Source organism: Rossellomorea sp. DUT-2 (assembly GCF_052665285.1).
On the sequence record NZ_JBQPEO010000004.1, the window covers coordinates 66907 to 90276 of the forward strand.

Annotated in this window: 12 protein-coding genes; 11 read left to right on the forward strand and 1 reads right to left on the reverse strand. The window is 42.0% G+C overall.

Features of this window, described 5'->3' with window-relative positions; genetic code table 11:
- Window positions 1-67: 67 nt before the first annotated feature.
- The 5 genes from ACOSV2_RS15680 to ACOSV2_RS15700 all read left to right on the forward strand — a co-directional run bounded on the left by ACOSV2_RS15680 (window position 68) and on the right by ACOSV2_RS15700 (window position 12292).
- Window positions 68-1381 (forward strand): cell wall-binding repeat-containing protein, encoded by a 1314-nt coding sequence (locus ACOSV2_RS15680; RefSeq protein ID WP_428975954.1) that lies wholly within the window; start codon window positions 68-70, stop codon window positions 1379-1381.
- A gap of 396 nt (window positions 1382-1777) precedes the next feature.
- Window positions 1778-6001, forward strand: a complete 4224-nt coding sequence (locus ACOSV2_RS15685) for a cell wall-binding repeat-containing protein (protein ID WP_428975955.1) — start codon at window positions 1778-1780, stop codon at window positions 5999-6001.
- Between the two features lie 800 nt (window positions 6002-6801).
- Window positions 6802-8856, forward strand: a complete 2055-nt coding sequence (locus ACOSV2_RS15690) for a S8 family serine peptidase (RefSeq protein ID WP_428975956.1) — start codon at window positions 6802-6804, stop codon at window positions 8854-8856.
- Between the two features lie 323 nt (window positions 8857-9179).
- Window positions 9180-11015, forward strand: coding sequence for a cell wall-binding repeat-containing protein (locus ACOSV2_RS15695; protein WP_428975957.1), 1836 nt, complete (start codon window positions 9180-9182; stop codon window positions 11013-11015).
- A gap of 158 nt (window positions 11016-11173) precedes the next feature.
- A complete protein-coding gene (locus ACOSV2_RS15700; RefSeq protein ID WP_428975958.1) occupies window positions 11174-12292 on the forward strand; it encodes an LCP family protein in 1119 nt (372 codons plus the stop codon).
- Window positions 12293-12709: 417 nt separating this feature from the next.
- Here the strand turns inward: ACOSV2_RS15700 and ACOSV2_RS15705 are convergent, their stop codons facing one another.
- Window positions 12710-14143: a lipopolysaccharide biosynthesis protein gene (locus ACOSV2_RS15705; RefSeq protein ID WP_428975959.1), complete on the reverse strand. Its 1434-nt coding sequence runs from the start codon at window positions 14141-14143 to the stop codon at window positions 12710-12712.
- A gap of 249 nt (window positions 14144-14392) precedes the next feature.
- Here ACOSV2_RS15705 and ACOSV2_RS15710 point away from each other — a divergent pair, with 249 nt between their 5' ends.
- The 6 genes from ACOSV2_RS15710 (at window position 14393) to ACOSV2_RS15735 (ending at window position 23365) form a co-directional block, all read left to right on the forward strand.
- Window positions 14393-15490, forward strand: coding sequence for a glycosyltransferase (locus ACOSV2_RS15710; protein WP_428975960.1), 1098 nt, complete (start codon window positions 14393-14395; stop codon window positions 15488-15490).
- A gap of 193 nt (window positions 15491-15683) precedes the next feature.
- On the forward strand, window positions 15684-17744 hold the full coding sequence (locus tag ACOSV2_RS15715; RefSeq protein ID WP_428975961.1) for a cell wall-binding repeat-containing protein: 2061 nt from the start codon (window positions 15684-15686) through the stop codon (window positions 17742-17744).
- Between the two features lie 12 nt (window positions 17745-17756).
- On the forward strand, window positions 17757-18569 hold the full coding sequence (locus ACOSV2_RS15720; RefSeq protein WP_428975962.1) for a hypothetical protein: 813 nt from the start codon (window positions 17757-17759) through the stop codon (window positions 18567-18569).
- A gap of 63 nt (window positions 18570-18632) precedes the next feature.
- Window positions 18633-20894, forward strand: coding sequence for a SpoIID/LytB domain-containing protein (locus ACOSV2_RS15725; protein ID WP_428975963.1), 2262 nt, complete (start codon window positions 18633-18635; stop codon window positions 20892-20894).
- A gap of 680 nt (window positions 20895-21574) precedes the next feature.
- On the forward strand, window positions 21575-21928 hold the full coding sequence (locus tag ACOSV2_RS15730) for a hypothetical protein (protein ID WP_428975964.1): 354 nt from the start codon (window positions 21575-21577) through the stop codon (window positions 21926-21928).
- Window positions 21929-21991: 63 nt separating this feature from the next.
- Window positions 21992-23365, forward strand: a complete 1374-nt coding sequence (locus ACOSV2_RS15735) for an O-antigen ligase family protein (RefSeq protein WP_428975965.1) — start codon at window positions 21992-21994, stop codon at window positions 23363-23365.
- Window positions 23366-23370: the final 5 nt, after the last annotated feature.

Sequence of the window (23370 nt, forward strand, 5' to 3'; positions counted from 1 at the left end):
AAAATTATTTTGAAAATTTTAATGATAAGATAGTTTTTGTAGATTTATAGAGAAGGGGAATTGAGAAATGTCAAATTATCGTAAACCTGTATCTATTACTTTCGTCACGGTATTAAGCTTCATGTTCCTATTATTTTTCCAGAATCCTGCATCAGCTGCAGGTACACAGATAGATCGAGTAAGTGGAGTCGACCGTTATGAAACGGCAGTGAAAGTTTCAAGAGAAGGATGGACAAGTGCCAGTACTGTCGTCATTGCAGTGGGAAATAACTTTCCCGATGCGTTGGCAGGTGCACCGTTAGCGGATAAGTATAATGCTCCGATCCTACTGGTAACCAAAGATAGTGTCCCTTATAGTGTGAAACAAGAGTTAAAACGATTAAAGCCAAGTAAAGCATACATATTAGGTGGAAGTTCCGTTATTTCATCCTCGGTTGAAACTCAGCTTAAGAGTTTAGGTATTACCAGTACGAGAGTGGCTGGGGAAAACAGATACGAAACAGCGGCGAAAATTGCTGCGTTAGTGGGTGGATCACAAGCGATTGTTACATATGGAAGGGATTTCCCGGACAGTCTTGCCATTGCACCCGTTGCTGCCAGTAAATCAATGCCGATCCTTTTAACAGAAAAGAACCATGTTCCTGAAGAGACAAAAAAAGCGTTAAGCAAATATAGTTCTTCTATTCTTGTAGGAGGTACAGGTGTGGTAAGTGACGGCGTTAAGAATCAATTGCCAAGAGCCACCCGTATTTCCGGGAAAGATCGATATGATACGGCAACAAAAGTCGCTGAGAAATATTACTCAGCTTCAAATAGTACAGTCATTGCAACAGGCGAAAGCTATGCAGATGCGTTGACGGGATCTGTCCTTGCAGCAAAAAAAGGCTCTCCTGTTATGTTGATTCAATCAAATAATGTCCCATCTTCTGTGAAATCGACAGTTGATAAATTAGGCATCAATCAGTTTACAATCATTGGTGGAACGTCCGTGATTTCTGAGAAAGCCCAAAGTCTTTTTGGTTTTGATACAGATGGTTTAATCAAGACGGCGAAACAGTATATTGGAACACCTTATAAATGGGGTGGAACGACTCCAAGTGGTTTTGATTGCAGTGGCTATTTAAACTATGTTTATAATAAATATGATATTGATCTGCCTAGAACGACATCAGACATCTGGAATTTTGGAAGCCGGTCAAGCTCTCCGGCAGTTGGGGATATTGTCATGTTTGAAACGTACAAGCCAGGCCCGTCACATGGTGGGATCTATATAGGGAATAACCAGTTCATTCATGCTGGTGATCGTGGAGTAGAGGTAACGAGTATGAATAATGTATATTGGAAACCTCGTTATTTAGGCGCTGTGAAGGTTGTAAATTAATAGATTGATAGAGAAACTGTTTGCCCTTGGCAAGCAGTTTTTTTCTATTTACCCGATAAAATTGTGCTTAAACATTTAGAGTTTTGTTTTCAAGATAGACAGTTAAATTTAACTAGTAAAAGTGAATGACGATCATGATGTTGATTGGTGCGGTAGTCTACCACGCTCGCTTACCATCAGTATTTATGAAAACATTTCTAAATAAATTAACGAGGGTGAAAACACAATAGTAAAAATATATTATTTTTTCTGAAAATAATGTCTCCTTTTGTTGACTAAAGAACTAACTGAGATTAAAATGGAAAATAGAGTTCGAATTTTTCCATAATTATATTTTTTTGGAAGATACGGAGTATTTCGGACCATTACTATTAATCTACCAAGGGGGAAAAGGGATTGACGTTTAAGAAAAAGGTATTTTCGGTCATGGCAAGTGCAGCTTTAGTAGCTTCCTCGTTCGCTGGAGTAACAGCTTTCAATCCTGATAAAGCGGAAGCCGCTTTACAGGAAACGAAAAAGTTCAAGGTTTCGAATTTCTCAGAAGTTGTGGCATTGTCTATGAGTGATCAAGCTGTTCAAGAGCTTGTCATCGTAGGTAACGGTAAAGTAGATGCGACTGGTCAATTAGAGAAGCTTGGCGTTAAGGTAAAACAGAATTATAAAAACTACGTTTACTTAGCGGACGTACCGACACGCAAAGTGATGGAAGTTCTTGACCTTAAGAGTGTTCGCACAGTAGGGAAGAATGCTGAAATCCAATTAGGGGAAGTGAATGACCCTGAGCTCGAAGTGAAGGATCAAAATAAAGTGGATGAGGATGCGGTCGTAAAACCTAATCAGGCTGAAACCCATGCTCCAACTGGAGTGGATGACTTCCACGATAAGTTTGATGGTACTGGTACACGTATCGGAATCATTGACTCAGGTCCCGATCCAGGTCATGAATCCTTTACAGAAGGCCTTGAAGAAGGAACGCGTAAATACGGGGATTCAAAAATTGTTGCAGTAAGAGACTACACAATTTCGAACCGCCAAATTGGGTATGGCATTGAAGATCGCTATAAGGAATACTTAGGCAGCGGATTGAACTACCTTTCTGAGGGAGACGTGCTGTTCGATAAAGGACATGCTGAAGGGGACTCCATTACTGTAGGGGAAACTACATATAATACAGCAGGGCTTGACGCTACCGATGACAAGTTATTCTTCGGAAGAACGGCATTTGAAACAAATCCTTATCCTGATACGAATCCTAACTGGACGAACCAGGATTTAAATGCGGATGGAGTGAATGGTAATTCGGATAATTTTGCTGTGCTATTGGTGGGGGATAAAGTCTATATCGATACGGATATGGATAATGACTTTACTGATGAAACAGCGTATGCAAACAATGAAACAGGCACATTCGATGTGAATGTGGAAGATGATATGCTTGGAGCGAACTTCCGTGTCAATGATATGGAATTGAACTGGTTCGGTGCCGGTCTGAAGAAGATCAACTTATTCACTGATTTCAACGGACACGGTTCTCACGTTTCAGGTATCTCTGCTGCAAATGGCCCGGCAAAAGCGAATGCATTCGGTGCCGTTGCAGGTGAAGGGGTTGCACCTGGAGCAGAGCTTGTTGGTATGCGTGTGTTCAAAGCAGCCGGCGGGGCTCCTACATTCAGTATTCAAAAGGCCATGGTCGATGCTGCGCTTCCTGAATCCGAAGGTGGATTCGGTGTCGATGTTGCAAACTTGAGCTTAGGTTCTTCCCCGGATCTGAATGATGGTTTAGGATCCTATGGAGAATTAATGACGGTTTTAAGTGAAGATACAGATATCGTATTCGTTACATCTGCCGGTAACTCGGGTCCTGGTGCAGACACAGTCGGATCACCTGGTGACGTAGCACCTATCATTTCTGTTGGTGCACATATCACGGCAGACATGTGGGCAAAAGAATACAATTCTTATCCATATGGTAAAAACGCAGACGGCACTCCTAAAGAAGGACAAGGATTATGGTACTTCTCTTCTGTAGGACCGAACGAGGTAGGGAATCAAAAGCCTGATATCGTCGGACCTGGATCTGCTTATGCTGCTCACCCGGTACAAAACGGACCTTATGTAGTCATGCAGGGTACAAGTATGTCTTCACCGTACGTAGCTGGAGCGGTGGCGTTACTTAAATCGGCAGCGGAGAAAGATCGTATTCCATTTAACTACGAAATCGCCCGTGAAGCGTTGATTGAAACGGCCAATCATTTAGAGGGCTATAACCGTGCTCAAGAAGGTGGCGGACTGATCGATGTTCCTGCAGCTTATGAGTATCTGCGCAAAAACTTCATCACAGACATTAAAGACGTAGACGTAACGGTCTATCATGGAGAAAAAGTGTCCGGCGGTCCGGGTCTATATGTAAGAAATAAAGAAATTCCTGAAACAGTGGAAGTATTAGTAGAGAACAAGACAGATGAAGCTAAGAGCCTTGATGTATCCCCGACTGGCGATTGGATTAGTCCATCTGTATCAAAATTAGATCTTAAGGCCGGAGAAAGCAAAACGATTACGGTGAAGTACGATGAGTCGAAATTAGAGACAGGCGTAAATGCTGAGACTCTAGTATTTGATGATGCATCGACTCCTTATGTAGAAGCTAGATCAGCTCAAACAATCATTACTGGCCATGAATTTAACCAGGAAAATCGTTTCCGCTTCCGCGAAGAAGGTGAAGTACAATCTTCTCAAACAAAAGGTTATACGTTTGACGTAAAACCTGGCGTAAGTGAAGTCCGTTTCTCACTGAATGCGATCAGTGAAAATGATGATTATAAAGGCCGCGTACGCGCGATCGTATTCAATCCTGATGGAGTTGAAGTGAGTGAATTCCAAGGATATGCAGGATACGGTTCCGGTGGATTAGGCGTTGAAGATCATGTCTTCAAGTCTCCTAAACCAGGGGTATGGGAAGTACATGTATATGGAACTTCCGGACCACAAGCAGGTAAGGAAGTAAATAAATATCAATTAGAGGCTGTTGTTCAGGATGTAGTTGCTCAACCAGGTGAAATTGATTTGGGTCATGTTGCACCTGAAACTGAAATGACTAAATCTGTTACATTCTCAAACTACTTATCTGAAGCAAGAGATGTGAAGGTTGTCGGTGCACCGTTCAGTACGCCTAAGCTTTCTTCTGAGAAAGTAGAAGTACCTGGTAACAATGAATTCTATTATCAAGAAATCGAAGTGAAGAACAATGTATCTTTAGAAGTTCAAACTTCAAATCCATCACATGCTACTGATGATGTAGATTTATATATCTATGATTCTGAAGGAAATGAAGTAGCATATTCTGCAGGTGCTACATCTGATGAAAAAGTTTCCCTGACTTCATTACCTGATGATACGTACACAATCGCAATTGAAGGGTATGCAACAATGGATCCAACGACGACTCTTGATCTTTCAATCAACGAGTTCGGTGTACTGTCTCCTGGTGAAAAAGGGAAAGGTAAAGTGGATGTTAAAGCTTCACAAACCCTTAAAGTAGGAAAATCATTAACGACGGATGTAAACATTACAACTCCATCCGAGTCTATGAGCTCAATCGGTGCTGTATATTTACTAGATGCGAAAACGGATGAAGTATTATCACTGCTTCCAATCAAGGTAGATGGTGACTTGATTACTGAAGTATCTGGTTTGAACCGTGAAGGCACTGCAATCGAAGTTTCCAAGAACCTTCATAAAGATGGATTTGCAGATGACCATAAGTACAAAACGGTAATCCTTTCTACAGGATACAACTTCCCGGATTCATTATCTGCAGGTCCACTAGCATCTGCAATTGATGCTCCAATCCTGCCTGTAGGCAGCAACGGGAAGCTTTCTAAGGAAGTCCTTGCTGAAATCGAACGTCTTGGTGCTGAAAATGTGTACATCCTTGGTGGAGAAGGTGTCGTTTCTGCCGACGTATTCACACAATTAAACAGCATCTCGATTGATTCTTCTGATATCGAACGTTTAGAAACAGATGGAATGCCAAACCGTTACGGTACAAACCTTGCCATCGTTTCGAAGCTTCAAGAGCTTGGATTCAAAGGAAATGGTGTATTCGTTGCAACTGGTAAGAACTTTGCAGATGCCCTGAGTGCTGCAGCAATTGCCGGTGCCAACGACATGCCGATCGTTTTAACAGACGGTAAAGGTCTGTCTGCTGAAGCGAAAGCGATCCTTGAAGACGAGAAAGTCTATGTGCTTGGTGGTAAATCTGCTGTTCCTGAGAGTGTAGTAGCTGAAGCCAAGAAAGTGGCTGTCGATGTGAAAGTCCTTTCTGGTGTGAACCGTTACGGTACACTTGCAGCAATTCTTGGAGAGTTCGCCAACAGCACAGATAAGCTATATGTTGCAAGCGGTAAGAACTTCCCGGATGCATTATCTGCTGCTCCACTTGTAACAGATAACGCAGGCTTACTATTACTGACAGATCCAAATGGATTACCGAAAGAAGTAGATGCGTTCTTAACGAAGTATCTGTACCAGAACAAAATCTCTTCAGTTACTGTACTGGGTGGTAAAGGTGCAGTTGGTGAAGGCGCAAGAGAAGACCTTCAAGAAAAAGTATCAAACTAATAGTGTAAGTTTAATAGGGTCACCTGCTAATTATAGCGGGTGGCTTTTTTATTTTTTTGGGGGGATTTCATATACATTGCGGCTTTACCATCACGTCTGTTTTAGTTAGATGTGAAAACATGGACCGTTCCTTTCCGCGGGGAGGAAGTCGAGCCTCCTCGACGTTCCGTCTGTGGGGTCTCGACCTTTCCTCTATCTCCCGCAGGAGTCAAGTGCCTTCCGCTACAATCCACTCTGTGCTGACTGCCTATTGACTGATATACAAACACCAAAAAGCTCATATTGTAGATATATGGTGAGCGTTTGTAGCAATTAAACTCAAAGGGCATTCGCAGACAGTTATCCTTACTTTGATGGTTAAGTTGAAAGCTTGCTCTACTAAATTCCCCTCACCAACCAGCACACACTTGATTGACAGAGCCCAGGCAGGTCATATTAAAGAAACAACAATCTTTGCAAAAAGAGCTATAGGTAAAGATTGTTATATTTATTTATATCTTTTAAAAGAGTCATGCTTAAAAAGTTGATTGGAGCGGAAGGATGCTCGACTCCTGCGGGAATAGCTGGACAGGTGAGACCCCGGAGGCGGAGCCGAGGAGGCTCACCGCCAGCCCCGCGGAAAGCGAGCATCCTGGAGCGGAAATCAACTAGTACTCTCTTTTTTAAGATGGTAACAGATGTACATCAAGGTCTTTGAGCCTATCATTCTGAAAATTTCTTGAATTCATGGACAGGCATTCCACCATCTTATATACTTTTTACAGATGATGTAAATGACATTCAACGGAGAGAGGAGTGGCATGATGAAATTGAGAAAAATCGCTTCTATTTTTTTATTCAGTTGTATCCTGCTGCCAAACGGCCTTGTGCAGGCGAATGATGAGAAGAAGGTTCAACTATTAGTGGTGCACAAGGATCAAGCAGGCGAAGTGTCGACACAGTCTTCAGATGAGAATGAAGGGAAATTTGAAGTGTTGTCGGTACCTCGACAAGACGTTTCCAGCACTCTATCCAAATTAAATAACAATAAAAATATAGAATATGCAGAGGTCGATCAGCTTGTCTACACACAGGCTGGCGCGCCGAACGATACATATTTTCATAATCAATCCCGGGATTTCCAGGTAATGAAGGTATTGGAAGCCTGGGAAAACTACAATCCTACTGAAGAAGTTACCGTGGCGATCGTCGATTCAGGTGTTGATCTGAAGCATCCTGAGCTACGCAGTAGATTAGTAGAAGGAAAGAACTTCATTAATGAAGAAGAGCCGCCAGTCGATAGGTCGGGACATGGCACCCATGTAGCGGGTCTAGTAGGAGCTGTGACCAATAACAAAATGGGCATTGCTTCTGCTGCTGAAAAGGTGAAACTCATGCCTGTCAAGGTGTTTGAAGGTAAGACCACTTACATGTCCACGGTTATTCAAGGCATTCGTTATGCAGCAGACAACGGAGCGGATATCATCAATTTGAGTCTGGGCAGCTACAGCAATATGCAAGCCCTTGAAGATGCCATTGATTACGCTGTGGACAAAGGCGCCCTGGTCGTGGGAGCGGCTGGTAACGATGATGAGCACGCCGTCCTTTACCCCGCAACCTACTCCAATGTCCTGGCTGTAGGCAGTGTGGACTCTGCTACATTGACAAGATCCACGTTCTCAAATTATGGGGAGACAGTAGATGTATCTGCCCCGGGCACAAACATTTTCAGCACATGGATGGACGGCTATCAAGCACTGGATGGAACTAGTATGTCAACGGCCATTGTAAGCTCGGTTTCCTCTATGGTCAAACAGCAGTACCCCTTTCTAAAAGGAATGCAGGTGAAGGATGTTCTTGAAAACTCAACCACCCCATTACCAGAAGTCGATAGACTTGGAACAGGGTTGATCAATGCGGAAAAAGCGCTGAACTATGTCAAAATGAAAAACCGTATCTACGGATGGAACTCTGTGGAAACAGCTGTAGAAATATCTAAAAGTGGATGGTCCTCGCTGGAGGAGAAAGAGTTGACGATCGGTGGCAGCAAATTAAGTGGATCGTTTGTTATTTTAGCAAGCGGTGGTTCCTTCCCTGATAGTTTAGCTGCTTCTCCATTGGCATCTCATTTGGATAGCCCGATTCTATTAGTCAAGAACAATCAATTGAGTGAGTCCGTAAAGGAAGAGTTGAAAAGATTGAATCCCTCTCATGTTTTGATGATCGGAGGGGGAAATGCCATCTCTCAGGATGTAGAAAATGAGATTAAGAATCTATCAATCGAGACCAAGCGACTATTTGGCGTGGACCGTTATGAAACGGCCGTAGCGATCAACAGCGTGATTCCCTACACAACCAACAAGGCCTTTGTCGTCTCAGGTCAAAACTATCCTGATGCTCTCTCGGTTGCTTCCTATAGTGGCAGCATGCAATATCCTGTGCTTTTTGTTCAAAAAGAGAAGGTTCCACAGTCGGTGAGTACCTATATGAAAGAGAATGAAATTTCCAAGACGTATGTCATCGGTGGTCAGGGAATCCTTTCTAATAAAGTGGCAGATAGTCTGCCTGGGGATTTCCGTATATATGGCTTGGATCGTTATGAAACCAATTATAAGGTCCATCAGACATTTGCTTCGGCAGATTCAGATTCCCTTTATTTTGCCACAGGAGCTAAATTTCCCGATGCCCTTAGCATTAGCCCGCTGGCTGCAAGAACAGAAAGCCCGGTGGTTCTCGTAGATAGAAACGATAACGTGAACCTGAAGAAATCAATCCATTTGATAACCAATCGCATCAACTATCACATTCTGGGTGGACCAGGTGCTTTATCCATTGATAAAGCATGGGAAATCGATCAGTATGTGATGAAAAAGTAAGATAGGGAGATTGCCTCTCTATCTTTTTTTGGCTGTTTTCGAAAGGTGGTTGTTTCTATTAACGATTTCCAATTGTAACCTTAAAAGTTGATTGGAGCGGAAGGTGCTCGACCCCTGCGGGAATAGCGGGACAGGTGAGACCCCACAGGCGAAGCCGAGGAGGCTCAACGCCCGCCCCACGGAAAGCGAGCATCCTGCAGCGGAAATCAACTACTGCAATCTTAGTTAAGAACGAAAAGAGTCATCTTTTAACAATGAAAGGGTTATAGTTTACTAGATACTATGTTAAGATGGAATAAAATAACATTTAAAAGGGGAACGCAATGAATTCTAAAATGAAGAAAGTTGTATCAGGAATAGCTGCGGTGGCACTTAGCGCGACACTGGCGAGTCCAATCACTTCGAAGGCAGCGGGGTATGAAAACCCGTCTAAATATGAAATCAATAAACTGTTGACGGAAGCAGCGATGAAGTATGATGTTCCTGCTGAGATCGTGAAGGCATTGGCATCTGAAGAGAGCGGCTGGAAGCAGTTCACGGCAGATGGAGAACCGAATATTTCGGATGATGGCGGGATCGGTATCATGCAGGTGACCGATACTGCCGGCTATGATGAGGAACGTTTGAAAAGTGACATCGCCTTCAATATTGAAGCAGGTATCAAAATCCTGAATGAAAAGTGGAAGCTTGGAGAGAAGGGTCTATCCAACTGGGATCGTTCTACCAGCATCCCAACGGTCGGGGACAATGAGCGTGACATCATCGAGAACTGGTATTTTGCCCTTTTAGCTTACAATGGACAGGTGCAGGAAAATAGCCCAATCAGGATGGCGACTGGTGAAAGAAACTTCGGAAGTTATCAGGAACGGGTATATGCAGAGCTTTCAAGTGGAAACCCGGGCATCTTCAAGAATGATAGAGTCGAATTTTCTTTTGCCAAAGAGGACTTCACCTATACAGGAGAGCCAAACTATTATTTATTATTCGATAAGAAACAGTATGAGGTGGATGGTCTTGCCCATACGACCAAACATTCGTATCAACCAGGGGATTTGGTGATTTCTGCGGATGGATCACGTTTCAGGGAACAGCCGACTTCTGAGTCCAAGGAAGTGTCAGCGAAACTTCCAAGCGGTGAAACGGAAGTCCTTGAGATCCTTAAAGGGTTTGAATATGATGAATCCACGAATCCGAATCACTTCGTCTGGTACAACGCCGAACGTGAAGACAATAAACAAGCGGCATACGTTGCTTCAAGCGAACTGAACAAGATCGGTGAGCGACTATCAGGAACCGATCGGATCAAGACGGCCGTCGACATTTCCAAGGAGGGGTGGAATCAGGCTGATACAGTCGTTCTGGCCCAGGGGTATAACTTCCCGGATGCGCTGACAGGTGGCCCCCTTGCTTATAAGAACGATGCGCCGCTGCTATTAACGGAAAAAAACAAACTGACTGAAGCGACGAAAGCTGAAATCAAACGATTGAAAGCGTCCAAGGTCATCATCTTAGGTGGAGAAGGCGCAGTCAGCAACGGAGTTAAGGATGCTCTTGAAGGAATGGGATTGGATGCCAAACGAATCGGTGGAATCGATCGCTACGAAACAGCCCAGCTTATTTCAGAGCAAGTAAATCCAAATCCTGATAAAGCCATCATCGCTTCAGGAAAGAACTTTCCCGATGCTCTTTCCGTGGCTCCATATGCATCTGTAAAAGGATATCCGATCCTTTTAACAGCGAAGGATGCTGTTTCTTCCTATACCAGTGAAGCCCTCACCAGGGTGGACAGCACGATCGTTGTCGGTGGAGCAGGAGTCATCAGCGATGCTGTCATGAAAAAGGTGAAAGGCGAACAGAGAGTAAGCGGAGTGGATCGTTATGAAACCTCCCTTGAAATTGCGAAGAAGCTGTCACTTGCCAACCCGGACGAGAAAGCACTTCTTGCGAGCGGGAAGAACTATCCAGATGCGCTATCGGGTTCTGTACTCGCAGCAAAGCAAAAGGCACCACTTCTTTTATCCAACCCGGAACAGCTGCCGACAAGCGTGAACAACTTTATGGCAGCTAAACAATATAAAGAGTTCTTCCTCCTAGGAGGACCAAGTGCCATGAATGTGGAAGACGAGCTTGGAGAACTTTATAAAAAGTTGTATTATTAATATAGAAATCTAAGACTCTATCGATCATCGATAGAGTCTTTCTTTTGGTAGGATTATTAAACAGAGATTACATTTATGTAAGATTCTATTTTTTTAATCTATTTCATGATAAAATTATTCTTCGTATTGATCTTCGACTTGAAAGGTGAAAAACATACATGAAGACTCGTAATGACTATAGACAGAGGATGAGAAGAAGAAAGAGATTTTTCCGCATATTTCTTGCACTTTCTTTCTTGGGGCTGAGCATTGGTACAGCGTATTTTCTCTACCAGTATCAAACCGGAAAAATGAATGCCGGGAAGACACAGGCGGCATCCGAAGAAATTCCTGAATTTAATGGTAAAAAAGATGAGCATGGAAAAGTTAATATACTCCTTCTAGGATCAGATACAAGGGGCGAAGAAAAATCACGTACAGATACGATCATGATTGCCCAATACGATCCTGAAAAAGGCGAAGCCAGATTGGTTTCATTAATGAGAGATATGTATGTAGATGTTCCAGAATACGGAAAGTATAAATTGAATACTTCCTATTTCCTCGGTGGGCCAGAGCTCCTTCGTCAAACGTTAAAAGAGAACTTTGATATAGATGTACAATATTATGCGTTAATGGACTTTAAAGGATTCCAGAAGATTGTAGATGCACTGGCGCCGGATGGAATAGAAATGAATGTAGAAAAAGAAATGTCCACAAACATTAATGTGACACTTGAGCCTGGCTTGCAAAAATTGAACGGAAAAGAACTACTGGGCTATGCCCGTTTCCGCCATGACGCAGAGGGGGACTTCGGCCGAGTCAAGCGCCAGCAGGAAGTCATCAATGCCTTGAAAGACGAAATGCTGTCTTTAAACGGCGTATCCAAAATCCCTAAACTGATGGGTACCGTTTCACCATATATCGAAACGAATATCGGCTCGATGGACCGCATCAGTCTTGCAAAAGAATTCGTCCTGAATCCGGTTGATAAGATCGACACCATGACATTGCCAATCGACAATTCGTTTGAAAATGCTCGATATGAAGGTGCCGGTGCCGTCTTAGACGTAGACCTTGAGGCGAATACCGAAGCGCTAAAAGACTTTCTGAATGGTGAAGAACCAAAGTCGTATGCAGAGTATGTCGAGGAAGAAGCGTTAAGTGACGATGCCGTGGTTGAGGAATCGACTGGTGTGGAGGATACCGGTAGTTATGAGGAATCGACAGAAACTGATGATTCTGGTGTTTATGAGGAATCGACTGAAATCGAGGATTCAAGCAGTTATGAGGAATAAAGAGTATAGATTGAACCCATGGAGTGTAGTGATACTCCGTGGGTTTTTTTGTAGGTATGTTATTAAACATATATAGGAGAGTAATGGGGGTATGTATAAAGAGAATTCGACATGGAGGATTAATTAATTAATTAATTGAAATTCGGATCAATAAATCATATTTTGGTTTAAAAAAGCCAAAACGGGATCGATTATCCCAATGCGGGATCGATTCCATCCCAATCCGGATCACTTATCCCGCGACGATCATTCCCCCTCCCATATTCAAGCCCCGGATCGGCCGAAAAGCCAATTAAACAGCACATCCCCAGCTGAAAATAGACAATCTTAAGCCAAAACCACTCCAGAAGTGAAGAAAAACTAGCAAACGGTCACTAATCCAGCCTCGAATACCATAACACAAAAAAATCTCCCCAATCACTGGGGAGATTTCTTCAATCGTCGCATAACTAGCTGACGTATTCCATTAATATTCAGAGCCAATACTACAGCCCCATAAGCAACAATACCAACTACAATTTGCACGATAAATCCGAAGATGCCATCAATGGCAAGTGCCGGCCAAACTAGAAGCGCCATTACACCAGTCGCGATAAAAATCTTTCCGACTTCTTTGAACGGAAAGGTGAGAGGGAAAATCTTCTTCCCGATTAAGGCACTCAACAGGACCGATACTACGTAGGAAATGATGGTCGCGTAAGCTGAGCCGAATATTCCGTACTCTGGTATGAACAGTAAGTTCAGGACTACATTCAGTACAGCAGCGGCCAACACAGGCCAGATCTGAAGCTTCGTATTTTTCCCGAGCTGGAAGGCCAGGTCGAAATAGTACATTTTAAAGCCTTGGATAAAGATCGCAAAGGCAATCAGTGAAAAGATCGTCGCTGCTTTCCCTTGATAGGATTCACCCAGGAAGATCCCGGTAAAGGAATCGCTCAACAGGATCATTCCCGTTGTCGCCGGAACCGATACAAGTAATAGCAGGGACGTATTTTCATTCAATTGTTTCTGGCATTCTTTGATCCCGCCTGTTTCAAGGGCTTTGACCACAAGTGGATAAGCGGCCAGATTGATGATCATCATCAATAAGAACAGGATTTGTTTGGCCAGATCGTATGAAACCGCATAGATCCCGACAGATGCCTTGTCCATTAACCAGCCAATCAAGTATCGGTCTGTATTCAGGATGATGGCTTCCATTGAAAGAGCTGCAATAAATGGAATGGAATACTTCACGACTTCTTTGATCATGTCCCGGTCAATCATCTTAATGTCAATTAAGTGAAGGTACTTCGGAATAAAGAAGACAATCGACAGGAAGATCCCGATAATCAGTCCAAGGATAATTCCTTCAGCCCCGAAGCCGAAGAATTTAATCAGAACGACAGCGATGATAAGGGATAATACCACTTTTAGGGCTGTCACAACGCCGAAAAGTTTGGACGAAAGCTCTGAACGCAGATACTCCGTAAACAAGTCGAACATGCTTTGCATGGTGAGTAATCCAATCCCCAGGAACCATAAGAGAGCCATTGAATGAAAAGGTGTATAGACAATGAAAGCTCCTGTGCCAAGGAAAACAGTCAGGATCGTCATGGAAATGAATGTAGCTGTGATCGAGCTGATGAACATGGCTTTTTGATTGCCTTCGTATTTAGGGTTATAGCGGAGTAATCCTAATCTAAGCCAGTGAAATAGGGTTGTATTCACAAATGTTACAGCCGCAATGACCAGTGCGTATTCACCGTACTCACTTGGTGATAGTAGGCGTGTATACAAGGCGATGGCCACAAAGTTGATGATCCCTGGAACACCTTTAGATAGAAAATAGATAAACGTATGTTTAAACATGGAAATACCTCTCTGTTGATCCGTTTTATTAACAAAATTTATATAGTTTTTACAAATAAATTCAATTTAATCGCTTTTTATATTATGATAAGAAGTATCAAATCAATTAGTATATTATATCACAATCGATATTGTTGAATATATTTCTTTTGTCAGGCTGTTTTAACAAGCATATTAAGAGATTAAGTCATCTTCTTTTAAATCGATGCAGCAAGTCAGTAGTAAAAAAGAGAGTGTGGTACCCGAGTTATGAAAGTTTTATTATTAGCACCAGCGAATAATGTACATACGAAGAAATGGCTTGATTACTATAATTCGATTGGTATCGAGGTCATAAATATTAGCTTAGAGAACCACAAAGACTCTTCTGAACACATCCCTTGGGAGAATGTAAGCAGAGTTTATTTAAATCTGAAACTGAATCACAAGATTTCTTATTTATTTACGGTTTCCAGACTGAAGAAGATTATTCGAAACTATAAGCCTGATCTGATCCATTCCCATTATGCTTCGAGCTATGGATTAATAGGGGCTTTAACAGGATTCAGTCCTTACATTCTATCGGTATGGGGATCAGACATCTATGATTTCCCTAAGCGGAATGTGATGAATCGGATCATCCTTCAGTATGCCTTGAGAAAAGCGGACTATATTTGTTCAACCAGCCCTGCGTTAGAACAGGAAACAAAGAAATATATAGATGCAAACAAGCCTTTGGCCATCACCCCATTTGGTGTGGATACCACACAATTCAAACCGAACCCGGCGAAAAAGATAGAAGGTCAATTCAGAATCGGAATTGCTAAAGGGATGGAACCGAAGTATGGAATAGAATATCTGCTGAAAGGCTTTAAGCTTTTTCTTAATACACTGGGCTCGGAGCGCCAGTATGTCCGCTTGCATTTGGCAGGGGACGGACCTTATCTTGCGAAATATATGAAACTGACAGAAGACCTGGGCATAGTTGAGAATGTAGAGTTTTTAGGACGAATCGCTCATGAGGATGTTCCTGATTTTATCTCGTCTCTTCATATATTTGTCATTTCTTCCTTGATTGAAAGCTTCGGGGTTTCAGCTGTAGAGGCCCAGGCTTGTGGTGTACCGGTTGTGGCAACCAATGTCGGCGGCCTTCCGGAAGTCGTGCTGGACGGGGAAACAGGCTATCTGATTCCGTCTAAGAATCCGGCAGCTTTGGCTGAGAAACTATTATATCTGTATAAGGATTCCTCAGAACGAGAGAAATTAGGGAAAAACGGCAGAGAGCACGTCATCAATCATTACGATTGGGAAGAGAATTCTAAAAGAATGATAGATCTTTATAATGAAATAGTAAAAGTAGAGAGTTAAACATCTCTATTTACATTTTTCCAAACCTATAAATATCAAAGACACTCAAAGATCCTAATAATGGAGAAATGAGTGTCTTTTTTTATAATTATGTAAAAGTTTACGAAAACATGTCAAAAGTATGTCAACTATTGCCGATACTAATGGTAGAATAAAGGAAAATTTTAATATAATGGAGGAGAATGCAAAAATTATGAAGAAAAAGATTGCGATGCTTGTTGTTACAATGACTATGTTTCTTGTCATACCGATTCTGGCATCAGCTGAGAAGAATGTAGTCATTGACCCAGGTCACGGAGGTTGGGATTCAGGAACAGCAGGATTTTCTGGGAGTTCAACTGGTTTTTATGAAAAGCATGCCAATCTGGCAATCTCTAAAATGGTAAGGGATAAGCTGAATGCAGCAGGTTTCAACGTTTATATGACTCACGATAATCTGGATACGTATTTGAGTCTTCAGGAGCGTACGGATATAGCGAATTCATTCGCTAAAGGAAAGAATGATCAAACGGTATTTGTTTCTGTCCATCATAACGCGGCACCAACAAACCCGTACGTACGTGGTTTTGAGTCCTATCATTATAATAATAAATATGCCTGGGAAGCGGAATATCCGCCCGATCCGATTCAGGTGGCGTACGGCAGTGAATCCGAGAGATTAGCAGAAACGGTTCACCCGAGTGTCCTGAATTCGACTGGCATAAATGATAAGGGAATGAGAAATAATCAGGCCTTTTATGTGATTCGTAACACGCAAATGCCTTCGCTTTTACTGGAAATGGGGTACATGTCGAATCCTCAAGAAGAAGCACTCATTAAGACATGGTCTTTCCAGAATAGTGCAGCTGAAGGGATTAAAAATGGCATCGTTTCCTACTTCAAAGTGTATGAAGTATACAGTGCAGCGAACAAACGACTTAAAGTCTATGAGACGAAAGATGAAGCCATTCAATATTCCAAGTCTCAATCCAATACATATGTATTGGATAAATATCAGCAGAAAAAAGTGTACGAGAATTTGAATGAATACAGTGTCTATCAAAAGGGCAAGGAGAAGCTTAATACCTACCCGATTAAAGAGGACGCTATTCAATATGCAGAAAGTCTGGCGAATACTAGAGTAGTAGATGAACACACTGAAAAGATCCTATGGTCTAATTATTTACCCAAAAAATACAGTGTTCAAACAGAAGCAGGCAAAAGTTTATGGTCTTATTACGATGTCAACAGTGCAATCGAATACGCTAAATGGAAGGCAACTCCATTAAAAGTGGTGGATATCGATTCTAAAGGAGTCATTTGGTCGAGTATCGATGGGGTTAAAATCAATCGTTTCATTAATGATACAAACCTGATTGGCCTTGATCGAATGGAAACGGCGATTAAGGTTTCCAAAGACCTTTATCCTAACGGTTTCTCAAGCTCCAAAGCGAAAAAAGCTGTTGTACTCGCAACCGCATATGACTTCGCAGACGCACTTTCAGTAGGGCCCCTGGCCGCTCAATTGGATAACGCTCCTATTCTATTAACCGCTAAGGACAAGCTTCCTTTACAAGTAGAAAAAGAGCTTGCAAGATTGAACGCGAAAGAAGTATACATGATTGGTGGTAAAGGAGCCGTTTCAAATGCGGTTCAAAACCGATTAGCACAGCTTGGACTGACCGTTACAAGAGTCGGTGGAGCTGACCGCTATGCGACGAATCTTCTAATTAACAAAAAACTGACGAATGTAAAAGGTGTATTCGTGGCATCAGGCAAGAATTACGCCGACGCCCTTGGAGCTGCACCGATTGCTTCAGCCAATCAATGGGCGATTGTGCTAACTGGTAAAGATAGCATCAATTCTACCGCTCTGTCTTATTTAAAAGGAAAGCAAGTGAAGGTCCTGGGTGGGGGAAGTGCCATTTCTTCAACGGTTGAACAATCGATTAAACGCTATTCAACCAATGTTGAAAGACTCTCCGGTGCAGACCGTTATAAAACACTTGCAAAAGTGCTGACGAAATTCAAATCAGTGATGGGTTCAGACAAATTCATCGTTTCAACGGGAACGAATTACCCCGATGCTTTAACCGCATCTGCCCTATCTGTTAAAACGAATGCGCCAATCGTATTGGTAGGCGGCACATTAGATGGTCATTTAGAGGATTTCATCCTTGAGTATCAGCCTTCTACCGGTGTAAAAGAAGTAATCAAAGTTGGCGGGAAAGTCGATGACGCCATCATTGAAAAAATGAAAAATGTCTTGTATTAAGGAGGACAACCCGTGTTAAACAGTCGTAAAAATTTCTTTCTGGTCTCTCTGCTCATCTTGTCTATGACTGTCTTTACAGCATGTAATGCTTCCTCTCCAAGTGAGAAAACAACGAAGGAAGAACCTGATACAACGAAAGTCGAAAGCGAAACGTCCAAGGAAGATACCTCTCAAACTGAAGAGTCGGATAACTCTACTGTTCAGGAAGAAGTGGAAGTAGAGGAAACTCAAGAGTCCTCTGAAGACTCCTCTTCTGAAGAAGAAGTAGCATCTGAAGAAGACAATGAAACGGCGGAAAAAGAAGAAGTGAATCTGTTACTCCAACAGCTGAAACCTGATAAAAACGTGGTCAAAACCTTTGAAAATAAGGATTTCAGCTTGACTGAGACAGTAGTCGATCACAATGAAACGCATGTTCAGCGTGTATTCAAAGTAGGAGAGATGGTCACTCTTCAAATTCTTAAATGGGATCAGGATGCCATTCAAGTCGTATATGAAGAAAGTAACCCAAAGAACGTGAAAGAAAGCATTTTGGACAACTTTACTCCGGAAAAAGAATCTCTGCCACTGGCCGATATCAAGCGTAAAGGAAAAGGCGACACAACTCGTTGGGAAATCATCAGTGAAGACGAAACGGTCGAAGTTCCTTACGACACGTACGAAAATGTCGTCGCGGTTCGTAGCACGGTGAAAAACGGAGACGTGAATACAATCAATACGATGTACTATGCTCCAGGGATCGGCATGATCAAAGAAGTATATGAAGAAACCGGAGACAACGGATATAAAATTGAATCCGTCTTGAAAAAGGTAGAAGCACTATAAATTCCTGAAGGTGTTCCGTTTTGGAACGCCTTCCTCAAGTACATATCGCAAGGAGGAAAAACATTGAAGAAGAAGTTACTATCTATGCTGGTTCTTTCCACAATGGTTACGGGAATGATGGCAGCACCGCTTAATACAAAGGCAGAAGGCCAGCCCATTTCTGTAAAACTGCAGAATTATATTGGAAGTAAGAGCTCACTTCCTTTTACTACAAATGGCGACTATCAAGTAAAGGGAACATCGATTTTCATCCAGCCTGGTGCATCTTACACCATGAAGGTTGAATCAGGGAAACTATCTCTTTATAAAGGTTCCACACTCGTGAAAAAGTTCGACGGGAACGTTACGATCATCCCGACGATTACAGAAGCGATGGATCGTGCCATGACGATTAAAGGGAATTACGAAAAGCAATACTTAGGAGAAGTTGAGTTTACTGTTGAATCCAGTAAATATGTGAGACCCGTGAATAATATCAATCTGGAAGACTACTTAAAAGGCGTGGTCCCTGCTGAAATGCCTGCTTCCTGGGGAGGTAACGGCGGACTGGATGCCTTGAAGGCTCAAGCTGTCGCAGCCAGAACCTTTGTATTGAAAAAGGGAAACTGGACGATTTACGATGGACAAAGTGATCAAGTGTATAAAGGGTATGATTGGAATCCTCATACGACGCAAGCAGTTAATGAAACACAAGGAGAAGTTCTGAAAAAAGGCGACAGCTATGCTGAAGCTTTTTATTCCTCATCTAATGGGGGAAGAGTATTCTCGAATCAAAACGTTTGGGGATCAGATTTAGTCCCTTACCTGGAGACGAAGCCCGACATCTATGATGCGAAAATTTCACCACATGGAGATTGGGCAGTCCCTCTTTCTAAATCTCAATTCGACGATAGCGAATTAGACCTTAAGAAACCACAAGCCTGGTGGTCAGACGTGAAGGAAGAAGATCAAACGATCATTTCAAACATGAAATCATGGCTGAAAAATAAAAACCATATTGATGATAAGAGTGAAATTAAGATAGTAGATATTAAGAATGTCTCTTTTGATATTCCAGATACATCTTTTACTTCTAAAGATGTATTAAAAGGAACAGTATCTTTCACTTATTTTGAGAAAAAAGATAGTGGATTTGTAAAGAATGAAGACGAAACAATCAAACTGCAAACCAAAACGATTAACGACCGTTCTTATAATATTCGTTTTATGCTGGGGACATCGATCATGAAGAGTCCTTATGTGAAAGAATTGGAAGAAACAGATGAGCTTTACACCATCAATGGCGGCGGTTTCGGGCACGGAATCGGCATGAGCCAATACGGTGCTTACCAAATGTCGAAAGAAGGGAACAACTTCAGAACGATCCTTGGCTACTACTATCCAACAACAAGCGTGAATAGGGAACTGGACTTAAATGACTATTCTCATGAGCTTGAAGGCATGGATCGCTATGAAACAAGCGTCAGCGTCTCGGAGTATGGCTGGGAAAATAAATCGAAGGCTGTTGTCATCGGCCGCGGCGATTTATCGATCGATGCTTTAACAGGAAGTGTACTGGCGAAGAAATTGGATTCACCGTTATTATTAACAACTTCTAAATCACTTCCAGATACAGTCCTTGATGAAATTAAGCGACTTCAGCCTGAAAAAGTCTACTTACTGGGTGGAACAAATGCCATCAGCGGCAATGTAGAGAATCAGTTGCAAGGCTTATCTGATGTTACCCGCATCAGTGGGAAAGAGCGTTATGAGACAGCAGTGAAAGTGGCAGATGAAATTAACAATAATGATGAAGTCTTTGTTGTGACAAAAGACGAGAAATCCCCGGATGCCTTGTCGATTGCTTCATATGCCAGCATGATGCAGATCCCAATTCTTTATACAACAAAAGATTCTCTTCATGAGAGCGTCGAAGCTTACATGAAAGAAAATACGATTCATAAGGTAACGATCATTGGTGGTCAGTCTGCCGTTTCCACTGAAGTAGAACGCCAATTAACAAACCTTGCTTCAAATGTATCAAGGGTATACGGGAATGACCGTTACCAAACAAGTTTAACGATTGCAGAGAAATACAGCAGTGAGTTTGAAGAAAAGACACTATTCTTCGCCCGCGGTGACATCTTCATCGATGCCCTGCCTGCGTCTTCATTAGCAGCAGCAATGAAATCACCATTATTATTAACGCGTAAGGATGCCTTGCCGGATCATGTAAAAACATGGCTGGATGAGCGCACTGTCTTAGCCGATACCTACTTCTTAGGCGGTAAAGGTGCCATTTCAGCATCTGTTCGTCAAGATATCCAACAGTCATTAGCGAATTAATTCGAATCATGAAGCTGCCATTCTTCGGGATGGCAGCTTTTTTAATGGGATATGAGTAATGATGAGGTTTTTTTCACTTTTGGAAGGGTTTTGGCTTTAGATTGTCCTTTTTCAGCTGGGAATGTGGTTTTTACTAACCTGAAGGCCGATTGGAGTGATGAATCTATGACTTGAAATGGTCTTCGCGCGATAATTGAACCGGTTTTGGATGTAATTAATCCGGATTTACGATAATTAATCCTGTTTTGGCTTTTTTAATCCTGAATCTGATTAATTGATCCTGATTTCAAAAAATTGATCCTCGGTGTCGAATTTTCTTTAATTATTCCCACAATATGCCCATCTTCCTCAAACTCTCGTCTCCGCCAACAGACAAATACCAGTAGCAGAAAATGCGTAACTTCCCCTTATGTAGATCAATCTTCCAAAAGTATGACTATAATTCAAGTTTGTAACACATATTTAACATAACGGAATCATAGAGAATCTGCGTCATTTTCAGTATTGACAAGGGTATCAAAGCGTATGGGGGTAGGGAACAAAGCATTTTCAAATGATGGTTTTTCATGTATAATTTTTTATTGTTGTTTGATTATCAAGACTTAACAGGGTGCGTCCCTTTTTACATAGGAAACACGAATTCGAAAGAGACGATGGTCCTCATAGGAAAGGAGTTTGTAATGAAAAGACAGTTTGCCGTGCTACTAATTTTAATTACCTTATTCTTAAGCGGCTGCGGTGATCAGCCATTGAAGTTCAGAAACCTTCTGGAAGCTGATCAATACATTCGCAATAATATTGAAGATACGGATTGGGATACCTTTAAATATATGCTGAGTCCTGATAACACGGTGACAGAAACGGACTTCAAGTATCTTAAAGAGAAACTCACTTCTCAACGTAAAAGTTACTTTCATACCGAAGCGGTCAATAAGTTCTATCGTTTTAACAAAGAAAATGAATTGGTTTATATGACGGAGTGGGAAAAGAAGGACGGAATTCTTTTACTGAAAGATATAGACTATATTCAATAAGGCTTTTCTCGCTAGTGCGAATACAGGCCTTCAATAAACTAAAAAGACAATGAGGAGTTTAGTATGAATTTTTCCACACTCATGAACAAGTATGAGCCAAGGATGAAACAGATCATCTTGATATTAGTGGCCGGATATTTGTTCTTCGCCCAGTTCTCTACTCAAGCTAAATACATCAAGCTTCTCCCCGTACCCGTTCCTGCGGTGTTGACACTGGGGGTTGGCTCGTTATTATTTCTGTATTACTTACTCAATCGAAAACGTTTGACCCAAACCTCAGAGTTTGATAAATACTTAAAACGCTTCCTGATTCTCTTTCTTATCTCATTGGCACTGGCTATTCTTTCTGCCTTTTATACTGCTACAGTCTTGAATAGTGTAGAGTATATGAACTACTTGAAAAGCTCGATGATTACGCGGGTCGCCTATTATCTCAGCTTTTTCATGTTTGTGTATTTCGGCTATCGTTTGCTTGCGAATGAACCAAAGGATAATGAAAGTATCATCAAAGTTTACCCGTTGTCGATATCGTTATTAGTGGCTGTAGCCTTTTGGCAGCTTGCCTATTTCGTGTTCAACATCCCATTTCTTAACTTAGATACACGTTCCTTTGTTCATAGTGTGGAAGGAGTGACCCTGTTCGACTTCCGAATCACCTCATTCACAAATGAACCAAGCTACATGGGGCCGTTCTTAATCGACCTGATTATATTGGCATTTCTTTTTGTGAAACGTAAATGGGTGTATGCAGTCGTCGTACTTATTCCCACTTTATTCATACTGGCCTTTACGTTTTCCGTGAGCGCCTATTTCAATCTTGTACTGGTGATAGGCTTCTTAATGGTTTATTTAATGTTCCACCCTAAATTTCCAAAGAAAATCCTATGGATGATTCCGTTGGTGGGTATCATCGGGATTGCAGGTCTTTATCTGGTAAACCCGGATCTACTGGCTAAATTTTTCTCTCCGATTTGGGGAAGAAGAGATAATCTTTTTGATCCGACTCAATCAAGCCGGATTTATATGTACGTCATGCCATTCCAGTGGCTGTTCGATCATTCCATCGTATCGGGACTATTTGGATACGGACCGGGAGCTTATGAGTTCCTGGCGGGGACCAAAATTGTGCCCCATACCCAGATGAGCCTGGCCATCTCGGCAAACAATATGTTTATTGATGTCCTATTCGAGCAAGGTGTCATCGGACTCCTACTTTTATTAACAGGTTTAATTTCCATCGCCGTATTCCTATTGAAGAACGGCATGAAGAACATGTACTACTTCATTGCATTAGTAGAGTACTTTCACCTGATGGTCACATCCTTATACAGAGCGGATTATGTCACACCACGATTCTGGGCAGTTCTATTAGTTATCGCCGTGCTAGTGAAAATCGGTGAAATGAAACACAAAGTTAAGCAAAATGTAACGGAGTGATACAG

Excerpts from the sequence above, each read along its gene's own strand:
- ACOSV2_RS15680 (WP_428975954.1), top strand. The coding sequence starts at position 68 with ATGTCAAATTATCGTAAACCTGTATCTATTACTTTCGTCACGGTATTA.
- ACOSV2_RS15690 (WP_428975956.1), top strand. The coding sequence starts at position 6,802 with ATGATGAAATTGAGAAAAATCGCTTCTATTTTTTTATTCAGTTGTATC.
- ACOSV2_RS15695 (WP_428975957.1), top strand. The coding sequence starts at position 9,180 with ATGAATTCTAAAATGAAGAAAGTTGTATCAGGAATAGCTGCGGTGGCA.
- ACOSV2_RS15700 (WP_428975958.1), top strand. The coding sequence starts at position 11,174 with ATGAAGACTCGTAATGACTATAGACAGAGGATGAGAAGAAGAAAGAGA.
- ACOSV2_RS15705 (WP_428975959.1), bottom strand. The coding sequence starts at position 14,143 with ATGTTTAAACATACGTTTATCTATTTTCTATCTAAAGGTGTTCCAGGG.
- ACOSV2_RS15710 (WP_428975960.1), top strand. The coding sequence starts at position 14,393 with ATGAAAGTTTTATTATTAGCACCAGCGAATAATGTACATACGAAGAAA.
- ACOSV2_RS15715 (WP_428975961.1), top strand. The coding sequence starts at position 15,684 with ATGAAGAAAAAGATTGCGATGCTTGTTGTTACAATGACTATGTTTCTT.
- ACOSV2_RS15730 (WP_428975964.1), top strand. The coding sequence starts at position 21,575 with ATGAAAAGACAGTTTGCCGTGCTACTAATTTTAATTACCTTATTCTTA.
- ACOSV2_RS15735 (WP_428975965.1), top strand. The coding sequence starts at position 21,992 with ATGAATTTTTCCACACTCATGAACAAGTATGAGCCAAGGATGAAACAG.